A 15,809-nucleotide genomic window follows, 5' to 3' on the forward strand; every position below is an offset into this window, starting at 1 on the left:
TTTATTTCCCCCTTTTATCGGCAATTTAACACTTCTGCAATATGCATCACTTTAATTGGCTTACCCTGACGTTGAATGCGACCACCGATATTCAATAAGCAGCCTGCGTCAGCTCCTATTAAAATGTCAGCGCCTGTTTCTTCCACGTTCAGTACTTTTTCATTGACCATTTCTCCAGAAATATTGCCCATTTTCACTGAAAATGTACCGCCAAATCCACAGCATCGATCCTTACCAGGGAGATCCACATAGTGCAAGCCCTTGACGTTCTTTAATAATTGGAAGGGTGCCTCTTTCACACCAAGAAATCTTGTCATATGGCATGACGTATGATAAGTAGCTTTACCTTCTAGATACGCTCCTACATCTTCTATCATTAATACGTTGACAATAAACTCTGTGAATTCATAGGTTTTAGCTGCTAATGCTTGCGCTTTTGGCTCCCATATGGGGTCTCCTTTAAAAACTTCTTGATATTCCTTCAACATATAAGCGCAGGAACCAGAGGGAGAGACTACATATTCAGCATGCTCAAAGGCTGTGATCATTTTTTTCATCGCATTTTTTGATTCTTCGACATAGCCGCTATTGTAAGCAGGCTGCCCACAGCAAATTTGATCCTCTGGAAAGTCGATATCACAGCCTAGTCTTTCTAATACTTCCACAACTGCTTTTCCCACATCCCCTTGAAACATATCCACTAAGCAAGTGGCGAATAGTGTGACTTTCATATTCATCGCTCCTTTTTAGACAACTGGTCATCAGATGACTTATCGATAATTTAATCTTACAACAAATTTGAAAAAGTGAAAACGTTTTTTATGAATTTTCAGAAAAGAAAAACTACCTAGCGTGTACTAGGTAGTTTTTAGTATGAATTGGATTCTGTTGTTTCGAAATATTGTAATAGCACTTTTTCAACGTTGCTTAGATGGGATGCCATTGCATGTTTGGCTAGCTCTTCATTTTGCTGTTTAATCGCGAGGAAAATCTGCATATGTTCATCATATAATTGTTCGCTCGTTGTTTTTTGTGAGTACAACCAAATTCGCCGTGTCTCTTTGATCGTTTCGATCATTAAACCAGAAATTTGATCTAAAATTGTAGTGAGTAGGGGATTTTGAGAGGCATTGGAAATAGCTGCGTGAAATTGATAATCTACTTTTTCCCCAAGCTCACCATCACCATGTGCCTGCTTCATATCCTCTAAAATTTGTACCATTGCTAGAATATCCTGATCTGTACGTTGGAGCGCTGCACGTCCTGCTGCTCCCACCTCAATAATTTTGCGCACTTCTAGTAAATGAGCGATATCCTGTCTATTCGTTAACATAGCTGTGGATAAAGGAAAGTCAAGCTGATGGGCTGGCACACTTTTGACAAACGTTCCAGAGCCTTGTTTGATTTCAATTAATCCCATTGCTTTTAAGGCAGATAATGCCTCCCGTACAGCGGAACGACTCACTTGTAATTGCTCGGCAAGCTGCTCAACTGAGTCAAGTCGATCACCTGGCTTTAGGACACCAGCTCGTATTTTGTCATGCAATATTTCGGATACTTCTTCATAGATCTTTTTTGGTCTAATCTTTCTTAATTCCAAGGGCTACACCTCTTTTTTTCGCTCATTTGCTATCATTATTATACATGAAAATAAGTCATTTACTCATGGTTTAACATGAACACTTTGTGTAGAGTAGAAGACTGTCGAAATTTGAGGAAAGAATAATAAACCTATAATAAGGTCATCTGATGACTTTATATCCAGATGATTTAAACGATGAGTATAAAATAAATAGTTTTTTACTATAACATGAGCGTGATAGTGTCTATGAAAAACAGAAGCTTCTTTCAACATTAATGACAAGCAATCGACACTGTCAAGAAAAAGGTAGAAAAATTAGCTATACTCTTTTTGAAAAGGGGGAAGATTGGCGGATTTTGTTGACAGAAAATCAACAGGAGCGCATAATGCAGAAGGAGCTTGATGGGACTTCTCAAAAATCTCATCATTTTGCCATGAAACGTTCACAAACTAGAAGGGCGCTTTTTATTTTATTTTTTGGTACGATGGATGCAGTAACTGTAAGGAGCGAATAAAAAATATGGGATCTGATATTAACGTATTTTTAGCTTTTGGTGCAGGGTTCTTAAGTTTTATTTCACCATGTACTCTTCCACTATATCCAGCATTTTTATCGTACATAACGGGTATGACATTAGATGAGCTAAAATCCGAAAAAGGTATGCTACAAAAACGTGCCATTTTCCACACACTATTCTTTTTACTAGGCTTTTCCATTATCTTTATCATTATTGGACTAAGTGCTTCATATGCAGCAGAATTCTTCCTGAATTATCAAACATTATTACGACAGGTTGGGGCTATTTTAATCGTCGTATTCGGTTTAATGATTGTGGGATTATTGCAGATAGACTTCTTAATGAAGGATCGAAAGTTCCAATTTAAAAATAGACCATCTGGCTATTTTGGGTCTGTCTTAATTGGTATTGCCTTTGCGGCAGGTTGGACACCATGTACAGGACCAATCCTTGCATCGATTATCATGTTAGCAAGTACAAACCCAGGTGCGGGCTTTAGCTATATGTTTGCGTATTATTTAGGATTCGCCATTCCATTCTTCGTGCTATCTTTCTTCATTTCACGAATGACTTGGATTCGTACACACAGCCAGAAAATTGTAAAAATCGGTGGGTACATCATGATTGCCGTTGGGATTTTATTATTCTTTGATGGCTTAACGTATATTACACGCGTTTTACAGCCTATTTTCGGTGGATTTACAGGGTTTTAATTTGTTAAACTAAAGAGGCATACCGAACTTTAACGTGGAGGGAGATGAACATGTGCCTACAGTTTTAGTAGTAGATGATACGCTATTTATGCGTGTTGCAATCAGTAATATGTTTACAGAATGGGGTTATGAGGTAGTCGGTAAGGCAGTAAATGGTAAGGAAGCTGTGGCGATGTATCGAGAGTTACAACCAGATTTAGTCACAATGGATGTAACGATGCCCGTTATGACAGGTATTGCAGCCGTAAAAAAAATCATCCCAGAATTTCCAGATGCAAAAATCATTATGGTAACAGCATTAGGTCAGCAAAAATTAATCGTAGAAGCGATTGAGAGTGGGGCAAAGGATTTTATTACAAAGCCTTTCGAGCCAGAACGATTAAAGGCTGTTGCTGATCAATTACTTGGACAAAATTGTTAATTAGACATTAGAGGAGGATTTTTTTATGTTAAGCAGTATCCCTTCTCACTATTATGTTATAGGGTCGACCATTATGGCCATTCTTATGGGGAGCTTTGTGATGGTCATACGAATGAGAGCTTCCAAAATGCCGACAAATGAGAAGAAAATTATTATTCCACCAATAGCGATGTCCTCTGGTGCACTGATGTTTTTATTTGAACAATTCCGTGTACCACCAATGCAAATCTTAGAGGCGGCAGCTGTAGGAATGGTGTTCTCGACAATATTAATTGCTACTTCTAAATTTGAAGTAAAGGGTCGAGATATTTATTTAAAACGTTCAAAAGCATTCGCTTTTATATTAATCGGATTGTTAATATTCCGAGTGGTGGCGAAAATGATTCTAAGTAGCTCCATCGATGTCGGTGAATTAGCAGGTATGTTCTGGATATTAGCCTTTGCCATGTTAGTACCTTGGCGTATCGCAATGCTCATCCAGTTTAAACGTGTCAAAAAAACAATTCCAAAACTACACTAGTACTGAAGCTGGTGTAGTTTTTTTATGCTTTTAAGCGCGGGAGGAACTGGATAGCCTCATAAAAGTGGCGGATAGAACTTCAAAAGTAGCGGATAGAGCAGCAAAGCGCGGATAGGAGTCCAAATGAAGAGGATAAAGCTAGCAAAGTGCAGGATAGCCTCATAAAAGTGGCGGATAGGGCAGCAAAGCGCGGTTAGAGGTCCAAATGAAGAGGATAAAGCTAGCAAAGTGCAGGATAGTTTCATAAAAGTAGCGGATAGAACCTCAAAAGTAGCGGATAGAGCAGCAAAGCGCGGAGATGAGTCCAAATGAAGAGGATAAAGCTAGCAAAGTGCAGGATAGCCTCATAAAAGTGGCGGATAGGGCAGCAAAGCGCGGATAGGAGTCCAAATGAAGAGGATAAAACTAGCAAAGTGCAGGATAGCTTCATAAAAGTGGCGGATAGAACTTCAAAAGTAGCGGATAGAGCAGCAAAGCATGGATAGAGGTCCAAATGAAGAGGATAAAGCTAGCAAAGTGCAGGATAGCCTCATAAAAGTGGCGGATAGGGCAGCAAAGCGCGGATAGGAGTCCAAATGAAGAGGATAAAACTAGCAAAGTGCAGGATAGCTTCATAAAAGTGGCGGATAGAACTTCAAAAGTAGCGGATAGAGCAGCAAAGCATGGATAGAGGTCCAAATGAAGAGGATAAAGCTAGCAAAGTGCAGGATAGCCTCATAAAAGTAGAGGATAGAGCAGCAAAGCATGGACAGAGGTCCAACTAAAGAGGTTAAAGCTAGCAAAGTAAGGGATAGCTTCTTAAAAATACAGGTCAGGACAATATCGCATAGCTAAGTAAAAAACGCTGCACAAATCTTTGTGCAGCGTTTACTCATTCGAATAGATGTTCATAGGGGGAGATGTCAATTTGCATTTGCTCTAATTTTTTGCGTAAAAATTTGTGATCGCGTTTTGGTGTTGCTTGGATATAGCCGCGAATAATGAGGTCATTGTTAATGGCTGCTGCTTTTTCTTCTAATGCGAGCTCGCCAATTTTTCCTGCAATTTTTTCCTTAGCCACTTGTCTAAAAAGCTCAGGTACAGGGCTTACGAGTTCATAGAGTAATTCTTTTTCAGCTTGTCCCCACAAGTGAACGGTTTTATCTAAATAATATTCTTGCCAATCTAAATCTGATTTTCCATCCTGCTTTGGGAGTGCCTTTAAAAATTTGCGGAACATGAAGAATCCACCAATAGCCATCAATGAAATGAGGACGACAACCCAAAATAAAATAAACCATAAAAACCAACCTTGTAACAAATCGTTCACCTCTTTGCCTTCTCTCACTCTATTATAAAAGCTTCTGAAAAAAAATTCATCCTTAATGTCCCTTTTTTAGCAATTCGCCTTTATATAGTATGCAGAAGGGAGGTGATGCTACATGGCTAACGTTAACTTTGTAAATGCTACACTGCGTCTCAAATATGTGGATGGCTATGATGAGAATAATAAGCCTACGTTCACAACGAAATCGTATCGAAATATTAACAACACACATAGCGCGGACGATTTGTTAGCTGTTGCTTATGCCATTGCTAGTCTTTCATCACAGTCACTAGCTGGCATTGCGAAACAGGAAACACACGATTTATCTTAAGGAGGGATCACAGAATGACACAAGTTCTAGAATTACAATTTGTAACAACTGATGGGAAAACGACAACCCTTTCGATTGATGCACCCAAGCCGAATATCACGGTGACTGAAATTCAACAGGCTATGGCAACGATTATGGCTAAAAATGTGTTTACTGGGCAAGGTGGTGCACTGTCAGCCATCAAGGGGGCTCGTATTGTAGATCGTCAAGTAACAGAATTTGAAGTAGTAACAGAATAATTCAACAATGGTCTTTGCTACGAGAAGTGCAAAGACCATTTTTAACGGAAGAGAGGAGGAGAAGGATGGAACAGTGGTTGAACATGATATCCGATATCGGTTTTCCGATTTTAGTGTCATTTTATTTATTGCACCGCGTCGAAGTAAAGCTTGATGCGATACATGCTGCGCTCGTTTCATTAAAATGAAATGGATTTCACAAAGATGTACGAAAGCTGTCACTTAGAAGTTCTTGTCAACGCTTACAACCTACGTTAGGATGGGGATAGTGTAGGTTAGGGAGAGTGTTGACATGAAACGTAAATTAATAGGGCTAGTGCTGCTGTTAGCCTGTGCAACTGTGCTAGGCGCATGTGGAAACTCAAAATTTAAAGCAGATTATAGTCTAGAAATACCCGATTTCGAACATGTTAATCAACGTGGTGAAACGGTTTCGCTTGAAAGCTTAAAAGGTAAGCCTTGGATTGGCATGTATATTTTCACAAACTGTGTGTCCATCTGCCCGCCCATGTCATTAAACATGGCACAAGTCCAAGAAAAGCTTCAGAAAAAGGAGTAGAGGACTATAACATCGTTGCCTTTTCAGTAGATCCAGACGTTGATCAGCCAGATGTGTTAGCGGATTATCTTAGTAAATACAATGTTCCAGATGAATCTAAATGGAACCTTCTTACAGGATATTCACAGAAATATATCGAACAATTTGCGGTGAAAAATACAAAGATTTTAGTGAAAAACGACCCTAACAGTGACCAAGTCATTCATGGTAATCAATTTTTCTTAGTCGATAAAGATGGTATCCTCGTCAAAATGTATAATGGCTATGCTGAAAACATTGAAGATGTACCGATAGATACGATAGCTTCTGATATCGAAACATATATTGATGAAAATTTATAAAGTAACAGTAAACCGTCTCAAATGGTTGAGGCGGTTTTTTTTTATTTTTCTATCTGGAAAAATAATCTTTTTCTGGTTGGGAGTCGTTTATAGTGTAGAAGGAGGGTGATGGCGTGTCTGATCATGAAAAATTCGAGCGGTTAATGGCTATACATACGGAGCAATTGTTTCGAATTGCTTATTACTATACAAAGGATTTACAAATAGCCGAGGATATTGTACAGGATGTGTTTATTAAGTTCTATCATCAAAAACACTATGAGGAACGAGGAGAGATGAAGGCATATTTAGCTCGCATGACAATCAATAAATGCAAGGATTATTTAAAAAGCTGGGCATACAGAAAAATAACATTTCAGCATAAATTTTTTACCAAACAAAAATCAACATTGCAGGACAAACTGATTCGTCAAGATGAACAAGCGCTGTTAGATGATGCTATTTTAAGCTTACCACTTAAGCCACGAGAAGCAATTGTCTATTTTTACTTGGAGGAGATGACGATTAAAGAGATTGCGGAGTTACTTGCGATTCCTGAAGGTACTGTGAAATCACGTTTAAAGAAAGGAAAGGAGCTATTAAAAGTAGAGTTACAACATATTGAGTGGGAGGTGCTTTTCCATGGATAAGCATACAATGCAGATACTACAAGATGTTTCAGCACATAAGAAAGCCATTATTCATAAGGTTCGACAACAAATTCAGCAAGAGCCTGTTATGTCCAAGCCGAAGTGGACATATCGTGTCGTTACGATGATGCTTACCTGCTCTATTTTATTATTCATTGCCTGGCAAGCCGCAAAACCGATGGATGAGCTGGCGACACAGGATGAAGGAGAAACACCTACATTCACGGATTTATTTCAAACAGAAGTGGAGGGAAAAGACACAGCATTCAGTAATTTTCTTCCACTTGCTAATTATTTAAGTCAGGCAAAAGATATCCAATATTATGCACCACTTCAAGGTTTAGAGGCAATGCAATCAGTAGCCACATCACTGGAGGATGTCGTTCATCTCACTGATCCTGAAAATTTACCATTTCAACCAAATATTCAGGAGGTCTATGCAATTTCAGCAAAAATGGAGGATGGTAGCCAACAAACGCAATTTCAATTTAGCTATAAAGAAAAATCCTCCACTGGGGTGGATTTACAATTTATTAATTTTACCGTGACAAATGTAAAGTATAATCCCTTAGCGAGCTATGTGAAGTCGAAAAGTATGGAAGAAACTTTAGGGATGAAAGTTTCGAATATAGGCTTAAATTTTATGAATCCCCTGTTTTATCGGGAGATGTCACCAGAACAAGGTTATGTATATACTTATTATAATTACGATGAGACGGATAAGCGAATCTTTCAAATGACTACTAGAGCCAATGAGTTTTATTCTTACTATAACGGCTATGTCTATCATATCGGGTATCAACTTGATGGAAACCCTCAGGAGGTTCAAGAAAAAATGGCGATCCTTGCAAGAGATTTTATTCTTGGCGAATAAGTCATGAGACATTTCAATTGAGCTATAATAGAATGATAGAAAAGAGGGATGGAGGTTCGACTATGACAATTGCACAAACCTATTTACAAGTTGTTCAGAAAAGATTTCAAAGTGTGAAAGAGCTAGGGGATAAAACGCTTGCCCAAATGGAAGAGGCACAATTGCACTGGGCATACAATGAAGAATCCAACAGTATTGCAGTGATTGTAAAGCATGTAAGTGGGAATATGATTTCCCGCTGGACAGATTTTTTAACGACAGATGGAGAAAAGCCAACGAGAAATCGGGATGATGAGTTTGAGGATAGTCTTCACACCAAAGAAGCAATCATCTCAGCTTGGGACAAGGGGTGGCAGGTGTTTTTAGAGGCCTTGGCGAGTTTAACAGAATCCGATTTACAGGGGCATGTCACGATTAGAGGGGAGCGGCTAGCGATCATTGATGCTATTGAAAGACAAATGGCACACTATGCACAGCACGTCGGTCAAATCATTTATATCGCCAAATTGGTAAAGGGCTCTGATTGGCAAACACTCAGTATTCCTAAAGGACAGTCACAAGCTTTTACTGAAGCTATGCTAGATAAACATCAACGCTAAAGAAGAAAGATCGTAGCCAAGTAGTAGGTGCTACGATCTTTTTTCTGCTAAATAGAGCTTGTATAAGGCTGTTTCTAGATCGGTCGCTTGAGCGAGTTCAAATGCCTCCTGCTGACTTCTATGATTTGTGATTATCTCATAGAAAAAGTGAATTAGAAACATGAGATTGGCATTACCCTCAATATAATCATCAGGTGCTAGGTAGGAATGACAGCCACTCTCTAAAAAGGCTGTCGCTAGCTGCTGCCAGCCTAATGTACAGCCTGCCGCAATGACCTTGACACCCTGTAGCTGACAATAGGTTAAGACATCTTGAGGTTCAAAATAGATACTCCTTGGTTCATTTTCTTCATATACCTCTTCTCCTAGCTCAGGCAGACAAAATCGCCCCTCATCGCCATGAAAGTTCAATAGCAAATAATCCATTTTGTGAGGAAGATCATTTCCAGATAAAATATCAATTAAATCATTTGGTCTGCCAATTAAATCAAGTGTCACACCTGCACCAAAGGATTCCAGTGCCGCTCGAATGGCCATGGATTCAAAATCACAATCAGGACCGACTACTAAATGTACGTATAATTCTGGTCTACTCATACATCATCACCTCTATTTTAGTATAGCTGAAACTTATTAGCGTAGTAAATCGTATATGACAATAATTACTATAAATGTAAAGTGGTAAAGGAGGTGATAAAGTGTATAAGGGTGGTTATATTTATACACTTATTCTGGGCATGGTTCTGAGTATAAGCACACTACTACTCTTCCTTTACAATGAAAGGCAGCGGGAGGAGCTAGTGCCGCTGCATACTCCTATTCAATCGATTAAAGAGGCTTGGTATTTGTCTGGAAGTAATGGCAAAGAGCACTATTTATATCCGTTAAAGCAAGTATTTTATGTCGACCGCTATGAGGTGAAAGATACAGATCGCCTTCAGCAAGTATTACAAACTAAAAAGGACCTTAGCAGTCGACCAGCAGACCATGAAGCAGTAAGTGATTTATACATACGCTTCCATAATGGCAAGGAAACGGCCTTGAAAGTAATAGTCGAGGATGAACGATTCTTCCTAATGGATCAAAAAACAGGACGGTATTATGTACTGCAAGCACAAGAAGCTGAGGATTATTTTCATTTGTTAAATAATGAAAGCAAAATACCGTGGCTATTATTTATTGTTTATACAATTTTATTTTTTGGGCTTGTCTATATGCTTGCAAAGAAACTAGTAGCCACTAAATCCACAGAGAAAGAAAGCATGCCCTCCAATACGAAGGATAAAAGATCACTAGCAGATTCTATTTATCCAGCCATCTTACCGCTTATTATCACATTCTCTATGCAGATTTATGGGGCTCAACATAGCTTACTATTACTGAGTGCGATGATGCTGACTTCAGGCATGCGAGAGTTTTTAGAAAAAAGAGGTCATTTCCTGAAAATGCTCCTGCTTCTTCCGCTCTTTTGGTGTTATCTCTATGGTTTCCAAATGATTACTTCCTATTTCAACTAGTGAAATAGTGGATATTATTGTCAATAGCTTAGATGCGAAATTCTCATTATTGTTAAATTTTAGCGATAGTTTAGGAGGAGAAACATAGATTTTATAGGCTAATAGGTTTAGGTAGGCTATACTCAAGTGGATTATAGAAGAATAGAGGGAATCATATGAGACTAACTGTGGAACGGAAATTGCAATTTGCTTTTGGTATTGTCCTCATCTTTTTACTGCTTATTTCAGGGATTGCTATGTACTACTTGAATAATAATAATCAGACATTAGCAGAAATCGAAGACAATACGGAATTAATCCATTTATATCAAGATATCTCGTTCCAAACCGTACGAGCGAATGCGGCTATTCGTGGGTATATGTTATATGGCAAGGAAGAAATGCTCAACAATCATCATGAAATCCGAAATACCTTACATACGTCCATTAATCGACTTCAGGAAATAGGCGATAGTAATCAAGATTTTGATCAATTTTTATCGCAGCTTGACGACTGGGAAAAGGCTATAGATGGACAGATTGTGCCTCTTTATCAACGAGGGGATCACCAGCAAGCACAACAAATGGCTTTACCGATTTTAGGTGAGGGCTCTCAGAAATTGGTTGTCTTTGGAAAAACAATGGCAACAGCTCAGCAAGAAGATATGCAGGCTCATATTGAGGCTACCAAGCAAAAAGGAGAAAGAAGTGGCCTCGAAATTATGATTCTAGTGGCTATTTCTCTACTTATAAGCATTATCATCGCAACACTATTCGGTAGACGGATCGCAAAAAATATTCAACAAACAGTGGTTGAAATGGATAAGTTTTCTGAAGGGAATTTGCATACGCATTTACAATTTAAAACCAAGGATGAGTTTGCGCACTTAGCAGATTCCTTCAATAGTATGTCAGAAAAGCTTCGACTGATGATGAAACAAGTCGGAAATTCCTCTGAGCAAGTTGCCGCAACATCCGAACAGCTAACAGCAAGTAGCATGGAGGTTACACAGGCGACAGAGGTGGTAACAGAATCTATTCATGATATTGCACAAGGTATTGATCAGCAGGATACATTAACAGGTGATGTACGAAATTTATCTGCGCATATTTTGAAGAAAATGAATGATATTTCTACAAGCATACAAAGCGTGAATCAAGCAACAGTCAACACGAAAAATATGGCACAAACAGGTCGTTCTTCTGTGCATGATGTTACAGCGCAAATGAATGAAATCTCTACTAACACAAGTGAGCTAAATACACGTGTGCAAGATTTAGATGACAATACAGCGGCGATTGTATCAGCAGTAAATGTCATTAAGAGTATAGCGACACAGACTAATTTACTAGCAATCAATGCTTCCATTGAAGCCGCAAGGAGCGGGGAGCATGGGAAAGGCTTTGCGGTAGTGGCAGAGGAAGTCCGCAAGTTAGCAGATGAGTCAAATCTTGCTGCGGTTGATATTGAAAAAGTAGTGGCCCAAATTACAGATAGCACGAGGGTTATCGAGGAAGATATGGTTAATAGTAATGATTCTGTCCATGTAGGTCGTGAAAAGGTTAATATGGCAAGGGATAATTTTATACAAATTGATGATGCTATTAATGATGTACAAGCACAGACCGAGCTAGTAACGGCAGCGATTCAAACAATCCATCAAGATATTGAAAAGTTAGTGCAGGAAATCGACTATATTAGTGAAGTGTCGATGAAATCAAGCCATCATGTGCAAAGTGTTGCAGCCTCTTCAGAGGAACAAAATGCAGCGATGGAGGAGGTTGCAGCAGCCTCTACCCATCTAGCAAAGATGGCGATAGACCTGCAAGAATCCATTCAGTCGTTTAAATACTAAATCCAATTGACCCCTGTCTAGTTACAGGGGTTTTTATTTGTCGGTAAAGCCTGAATAATATGAAAATCGTAAAAAAGTTAGAAAAAAATTTTTTTGTCCGATAAAAGCTTTGGGAGAAATGTTAAGCAGATAAAGAGAGGGAGAGGTTTTGAAAAAATCAAAAGGAGATTGATATATGAAGAAACTATTTAGCAGTTTTAAGGGCAAGCTTTATACGCTATTTGCACTAGTATTACTTATCCCTGTCATATCTGTTGGGAGTTTGTCTTATTTATCTGCAAAAGACTCGATTGAAGAAGAAATTTTATTTAGTGCCAATGAAAGTGTAGGCATTTTAAATAAGCTCATTGACAAAACGATTAGTGAGAAAATGAGTGATATTAATGTATTTAGTAGTGAAATAGATGCGCGCCAATATGAAGAAGCACAAGCTTCGATTGTGGCTAAATTTCAGCAATATACAAAGCTTAATGCTGATGTATTGAGTGTTTATATTGGCATGAATGACGGTCGATTTACACAGGAGCCAAAATTGAATGGTGCAGACTATAATCCATTAGATCGAGATTGGTATAAAGAGGCGACAGCTTTAAAAGGAGAAACCTTAATTACCAACCCTTACAAGGATGCGGGGACGGGTGATATGGTGGTAACAGTTGCTAAGCAGACGAAGGATCAGGCTGGGGTTGTGGCAATTGATATTAAATTAACCGATCTTCAAAAAATTGCTGATTCAATTCGAATCGGAAAAAATGGGTATCCTTCTATTTTTGGAGAGGACAAGATGGTCATTTCACATCCTACACTTGAAGCGGGAGGGGAGCTGAAAGAAAGCTTCCTTGATGAAATGTACGAAAGTCCATCAGGTACGTATGAATATGTCTTTAATGGTGATGATCGTCTATTATTCTATACGACAAATGAGCTGACAAATTGGAAAATAACAGGAACGATTTTTGCTAAAGAAATTGATGAGTCTGCTTCCTCAATTTTATACCATACGATTCTAGTCCTTATAGCAGCAATTATCATCAGTTCCATCATTTTTTATTTTGTAATGAGGGCTGTCATTAAACCAATTAAAGCCTTAAAGGATAGTGCTGTTACAATCAGCAAAGGGGATCTCACGGAAATAGTAACGATTACGTCAAAAGATGAGATTGGTCAATTAGGACAAGCCTTTAATGATATGCAAGAAAGCTTACGGACACTAATTCAAAAAATTGAACAAAATGCAGAGGAGGTTGCTTCTTCAGCAGAAGAACTAACTGCCAATGCCAATCAGACAAGCATTGCAACGGAAAAAGTGGCGATTTCCATTCAGGATGTTGCAACAAGCGCTGATTCTCAAACGATGAGTGCCACTAAAAATGCAGCTTCTTTACATGAGCTTTCTACTGCCATTCTGCATATTGCTGAAATCTCTTCGGCAGTGACGGACCTTTCACAGCATGCGACATTACAGGCGGACGAAGGCGGACAAGCTGTCCAAAATACAAAGGATCAAATGCAATCCATTCATTTATCCGTAGCAGACTCCAATGCGAAAATCCAGACATTGCATGAACGCTCTCAGCAAATTACATCCATTTTAGATGTGATTACAAGCATTGCAGATCAAACAAATTTACTTGCTTTAAATGCCGCTATCGAAGCAGCAAGAGCAGGAGAGCATGGGAAAGGCTTTGCAGTCGTGGCAGACGAAGTACGGAAGCTTGCAGAGCAATCACAGGAATCAGCTAAACAAATATTTGAGCTTATCCGAGGGATTCAGCATGAAACGGAGCAATCTGTCAGTATTATGGCGAAGGTTACAGATGATGTGCAAAGTGGATTGCATATTTCCGATGAAGCCATTGCAAAATTCCAAGTCATTATGACAAGTATGAATGAAATTACCCCTAAAATGGAGGAGGTTTCTTCAGCCTCTGAGCAGATGTCTGCAGGTGTTCAAGAGGTAGCAGCAGTAACCGAAGATTTGGCATTCTCCGCGAAAGGCAATGCAGCGGCGTCTGAGGATGTAGCGGCATCAACAGAGGAGCAATTAGCCTCAATGGAGGAAATCAATGCCTCTGCGCAAGCACTCGCGCATATGGCGGATGAATTAAAGCTACTGATTAGTCAGTTTAAATATTAAAGCACAACGCCACTCCAAATTTGGGGTGGCGTTAAGTGTTGATAAATGCCGTACTAGTAGAGCAAAGCAACCGTTTTTATCAAAAAACGCCACTCCAATTTTAGAAGTGGCGTTCAGTATTTTATCGATCTTCTTCTTCCCAACAGTCAGTATTTTTTAAGGTTGGGATTGATTTTGCATAGAAGACAGGATTTTTGCCTGCTCTACGTTGTTCAGTAAAGTCGTCTAGCACAAGGAAGGCAATTTTACCGAGCATCATAATAATGGCGATATTGATAAGCGCCATCAGCCCCATAAAGAGGTCAGCAAGATTCCATACAAGCTGTACTTGTGCGATGGAGCCGAACATAACCATAACTAACACTAAAATTCGATAGCAAAACATCCAAGCTTTATGGGCATCCATAAATTCAATATTGGATTCACCATAATAATAATTACCAATAATCGAACTAAAAGCAAAGAAAATGATGGAGATGGCAATAAAATAAGGAGCCCAATCACCAACATGTACAGCTAAAGAATTTTGCGTCAAAATAATACCATCACTCTCACCTTTATCATATAAGCCCGCTAAAATAATGATAAACGCAGTGGCAGTACAAATCATAATCGTATCAAAAAAGACACCTAAGCTTTGTACAAGTCCTTGCTTAGCAGGATGTGAAGTATTAGCAGTTGCCGCAGCATTCGGCACACTCCCCATCCCTGCTTCATTGGAAAATAAACCGCGACGTACACCCTGCATGATTGCAGCACCAATTGCACCACCAGCAGCTTCCTGTAGGCCAAATGCATGAGTGAAAATTAATGAAAAAACATGGGGAATTTCCGATAAATTGGTCACCACAACAAAAAGAGCAACAAGCAAATAAAAGATGGCCATAACCGGGACAAGAACTTGTGTCACCTTTACAATACGATGGACACCACCAAAAATAATTAAGGCAGTTAAAACGACAAGTATAGCCCCAATAATCTTAGGACTTACATCGAAGGCTTCGCCGACTGAAGTGGCAATTGTGTTAGATTGCACAGCATTAAAAATAAAGCCAAAGCTTAATGTTAATAAAATACTAAAAATAATGCCAAGCTTTCGTTGACCTAACGCTTTCTCCATATAGTAGGCGGGTCCACCACGGAATGTATCGCCATCCTTCACTTTATAGACCTGCGCTAAGGTGCTTTCAATGAAGGCAGTGGCCATCCCTAAAATTGCGATTATCCACATCCAAAATACTGCACCAGGTCCGCCTACACCAATGGCTAAGGCTACCCCTGTAATATTTCCTGTGCCAACACGTGAAGCAGCACTAATGGTAAAGGCCTGGAACGGAGAAACCCCCGAATCGCCCTCTCTTTTTTCTACAATTAAACGAAACATTTCAGGAAAAAGACGAATTTGTACAAACTTCGTACCGAATGAAAAATATAATCCTGCTACTAAAAGTAAGATAATGAGGATATATGTCCATAAAATATTATTTCCGCTATCAACTATCGTTGAGATCCATTCCATAAGTTGTCCTCCTTTCACAATACGCTTTAGTCTACACTGTTTTTTTATATAAAATCAACTTTTTTTAATATAATGAATTATACTAAAATTTTGATATTTCAAATTTATTAATTGTGAAAAATCCTTTTATATATTATTTTCCAAGCGTCATATATTGCTTTTGGAAAAT

Annotated in this window: 18 protein-coding genes and 1 pseudogene; 14 read left to right on the forward strand and 5 right to left on the reverse strand. The window is 38.9% G+C overall.

The genetic code is table 11. The features are described from left to right. Nucleotides 1-14 precede the first annotated feature (14 nt). Nucleotides 15-731, reverse strand: coding sequence for a (Fe-S)-binding protein (locus tag NP781_RS06915; RefSeq protein ID WP_257521833.1), 717 nt, complete (start codon nucleotides 729-731; stop codon nucleotides 15-17). A gap of 137 nt (nucleotides 732-868) precedes the next feature. Then, complete coding sequence (locus NP781_RS06920) at nucleotides 869-1,600, reverse strand: FadR/GntR family transcriptional regulator (protein ID WP_306830962.1); 732 nt, start codon at nucleotides 1,598-1,600, stop codon at nucleotides 869-871. A gap of 368 nt (nucleotides 1,601-1,968) precedes the next feature. Between NP781_RS06920 and NP781_RS06925 the strand changes: the two genes are divergently transcribed. The 4 genes from NP781_RS06925 to NP781_RS06940 are packed head-to-tail and all read left to right on the forward strand — an operon-like array spanning nucleotide 1,969 to nucleotide 3,754. Further along, nucleotides 1,969-2,097, forward strand: coding sequence for a hypothetical protein (locus tag NP781_RS06925; RefSeq protein WP_257521834.1), 129 nt, complete (start codon nucleotides 1,969-1,971; stop codon nucleotides 2,095-2,097). Between the two features lie 5 nt (nucleotides 2,098-2,102). Beyond that, a complete protein-coding gene (locus NP781_RS06930) occupies nucleotides 2,103-2,813 on the forward strand; it encodes a cytochrome c biogenesis CcdA family protein (protein WP_016995208.1) in 711 nt (236 codons plus the stop codon). 34 nt (nucleotides 2,814-2,847) lie between these two features. Beyond that, a complete protein-coding gene (locus NP781_RS06935; protein WP_004229473.1) occupies nucleotides 2,848-3,234 on the forward strand; it encodes a response regulator in 387 nt (128 codons plus the stop codon). Nucleotides 3,235-3,259: 25 nt separating this feature from the next. Continuing rightward, nucleotides 3,260-3,754 carry a CcdC family protein gene (locus NP781_RS06940; protein ID WP_004229470.1) on the forward strand — a complete coding sequence of 165 codons (495 nt, stop codon included), beginning with the start codon at nucleotides 3,260-3,262 and terminating at the stop codon, nucleotides 3,752-3,754. 871 nt (nucleotides 3,755-4,625) lie between these two features. On the opposite strand, the gene NP781_RS06945 is transcribed toward NP781_RS06940, so the two are convergent. Further along, nucleotides 4,626-5,054 (reverse strand): DUF2621 domain-containing protein, encoded by a 429-nt coding sequence (locus NP781_RS06945; RefSeq protein ID WP_004229468.1) that lies wholly within the window; start codon nucleotides 5,052-5,054, stop codon nucleotides 4,626-4,628. Nucleotides 5,055-5,175: 121 nt separating this feature from the next. On the opposite strand from NP781_RS06945, the gene NP781_RS06950 reads away from it, so the two are divergent. The 7 genes and pseudogenes from NP781_RS06950 to NP781_RS06980 all read left to right on the forward strand — a co-directional run bounded on the left by NP781_RS06950 (nucleotide 5,176) and on the right by NP781_RS06980 (nucleotide 8,632). Next, nucleotides 5,176-5,391: a DUF1659 domain-containing protein gene (locus tag NP781_RS06950; RefSeq protein ID WP_221680794.1), complete on the forward strand. Its 216-nt coding sequence runs from the start codon at nucleotides 5,176-5,178 to the stop codon at nucleotides 5,389-5,391. Between the two features lie 14 nt (nucleotides 5,392-5,405). Then, nucleotides 5,406-5,630, forward strand: coding sequence for a DUF2922 domain-containing protein (locus tag NP781_RS06955; protein ID WP_257521835.1), 225 nt, complete (start codon nucleotides 5,406-5,408; stop codon nucleotides 5,628-5,630). 65 nt (nucleotides 5,631-5,695) lie between these two features. After that, on the forward strand, nucleotides 5,696-5,818 hold the full coding sequence (locus tag NP781_RS06960; RefSeq protein ID WP_004229459.1) for a YvrJ family protein: 123 nt from the start codon (nucleotides 5,696-5,698) through the stop codon (nucleotides 5,816-5,818). A gap of 104 nt (nucleotides 5,819-5,922) precedes the next feature. Further along, a pseudogene (locus tag NP781_RS06965) lies at nucleotides 5,923-6,530 on the forward strand (SCO family protein). A gap of 113 nt (nucleotides 6,531-6,643) precedes the next feature. After that, the gene (locus tag NP781_RS06970; RefSeq protein WP_221680797.1) at nucleotides 6,644-7,159 is read left to right on the forward strand and encodes a sigma-70 family RNA polymerase sigma factor; all 516 of its coding nucleotides are present in this window, start codon (nucleotides 6,644-6,646) and stop codon (nucleotides 7,157-7,159) included. After that, nucleotides 7,152-8,033, forward strand: coding sequence for a hypothetical protein (locus tag NP781_RS06975; protein WP_257521836.1), 882 nt, complete (start codon nucleotides 7,152-7,154; stop codon nucleotides 8,031-8,033). The genes NP781_RS06970 and NP781_RS06975 overlap by 8 nt, the downstream gene beginning before the upstream one ends. Before the next feature lie 62 nt (nucleotides 8,034-8,095). Then, the gene (locus NP781_RS06980; protein ID WP_257521837.1) at nucleotides 8,096-8,632 is read left to right on the forward strand and encodes a DUF1572 domain-containing protein; all 537 of its coding nucleotides are present in this window, start codon (nucleotides 8,096-8,098) and stop codon (nucleotides 8,630-8,632) included. Between the two features lie 30 nt (nucleotides 8,633-8,662). Here NP781_RS06980 and NP781_RS06985 read toward each other — a convergent pair whose 3' ends face one another. Beyond that, nucleotides 8,663-9,229, reverse strand: a complete 567-nt coding sequence (locus NP781_RS06985) for a hypothetical protein (protein WP_054550850.1) — start codon at nucleotides 9,227-9,229, stop codon at nucleotides 8,663-8,665. A 101-nt stretch (nucleotides 9,230-9,330) separates the two neighbouring features. Here NP781_RS06985 and NP781_RS06990 point away from each other — a divergent pair, with 101 nt between their 5' ends. The 3 genes from NP781_RS06990 to NP781_RS07000 all read left to right on the forward strand — a co-directional run bounded on the left by NP781_RS06990 (nucleotide 9,331) and on the right by NP781_RS07000 (nucleotide 14,121). Then, nucleotides 9,331-10,149 (forward strand): hypothetical protein, encoded by an 819-nt coding sequence (locus tag NP781_RS06990; protein ID WP_257521838.1) that lies wholly within the window; start codon nucleotides 9,331-9,333, stop codon nucleotides 10,147-10,149. A gap of 155 nt (nucleotides 10,150-10,304) precedes the next feature. After that, entirely contained in the window at nucleotides 10,305-11,984 is a 1,680-nt protein-coding gene (locus NP781_RS06995; protein WP_257521839.1) for a methyl-accepting chemotaxis protein, read from the forward strand. A 175-nt stretch (nucleotides 11,985-12,159) separates the two neighbouring features. Beyond that, complete coding sequence (locus tag NP781_RS07000; protein ID WP_257521840.1) at nucleotides 12,160-14,121, forward strand: methyl-accepting chemotaxis protein; 1,962 nt, start codon at nucleotides 12,160-12,162, stop codon at nucleotides 14,119-14,121. A 121-nt stretch (nucleotides 14,122-14,242) separates the two neighbouring features. Here NP781_RS07000 and NP781_RS07005 read toward each other — a convergent pair whose 3' ends face one another. Beyond that, the gene (locus NP781_RS07005) at nucleotides 14,243-15,640 is read right to left on the reverse strand and encodes an alanine/glycine:cation symporter family protein (RefSeq protein WP_221680804.1); all 1,398 of its coding nucleotides are present in this window, start codon (nucleotides 15,638-15,640) and stop codon (nucleotides 14,243-14,245) included. Nucleotides 15,641-15,809: the final 169 nt, after the last annotated feature.

The sequence above is a fragment of the Lysinibacillus sp. FN11 genome, from assembly GCF_024628845.1.
Taxonomy (GTDB): domain Bacteria; phylum Bacillota; class Bacilli; order Bacillales_A; family Planococcaceae; genus Lysinibacillus; species Lysinibacillus capsici.

Bases quoted from the DNA above. Each gene is read 5' to 3' on its own strand.
- NP781_RS06955 (WP_257521835.1), top strand. From the start codon at position 5,406: ATGACACAAGTTCTAGAATTACAATTTGTAACAACTGATGGGAAAACG.
- NP781_RS06980 (WP_257521837.1), top strand. From the start codon at position 8,096: ATGACAATTGCACAAACCTATTTACAAGTTGTTCAGAAAAGATTTCAA.
- NP781_RS06925 (WP_257521834.1), top strand. From the start codon at position 1,969: ATGCAGAAGGAGCTTGATGGGACTTCTCAAAAATCTCATCATTTTGCC.
- NP781_RS06930 (WP_016995208.1), top strand. From the start codon at position 2,103: ATGGGATCTGATATTAACGTATTTTTAGCTTTTGGTGCAGGGTTCTTA.
- NP781_RS06960 (WP_004229459.1), top strand. From the start codon at position 5,696: ATGGAACAGTGGTTGAACATGATATCCGATATCGGTTTTCCGATTTTA.
- NP781_RS06975 (WP_257521836.1), top strand. From the start codon at position 7,152: ATGGATAAGCATACAATGCAGATACTACAAGATGTTTCAGCACATAAG.
- NP781_RS07000 (WP_257521840.1), top strand. From the start codon at position 12,160: ATGAAGAAACTATTTAGCAGTTTTAAGGGCAAGCTTTATACGCTATTT.
- NP781_RS06985 (WP_054550850.1), bottom strand. From the start codon at position 9,229: ATGAGTAGACCAGAATTATACGTACATTTAGTAGTCGGTCCTGATTGT.
- NP781_RS07005 (WP_221680804.1), bottom strand. From the start codon at position 15,640: ATGGAATGGATCTCAACGATAGTTGATAGCGGAAATAATATTTTATGG.
- NP781_RS06915 (WP_257521833.1), bottom strand. From the start codon at position 731: ATGAAAGTCACACTATTCGCCACTTGCTTAGTGGATATGTTTCAAGGG.
- NP781_RS06950 (WP_221680794.1), top strand. From the start codon at position 5,176: ATGGCTAACGTTAACTTTGTAAATGCTACACTGCGTCTCAAATATGTG.
- NP781_RS06940 (WP_004229470.1), top strand. From the start codon at position 3,260: ATGTTAAGCAGTATCCCTTCTCACTATTATGTTATAGGGTCGACCATT.
- NP781_RS06995 (WP_257521839.1), top strand. From the start codon at position 10,305: ATGAGACTAACTGTGGAACGGAAATTGCAATTTGCTTTTGGTATTGTC.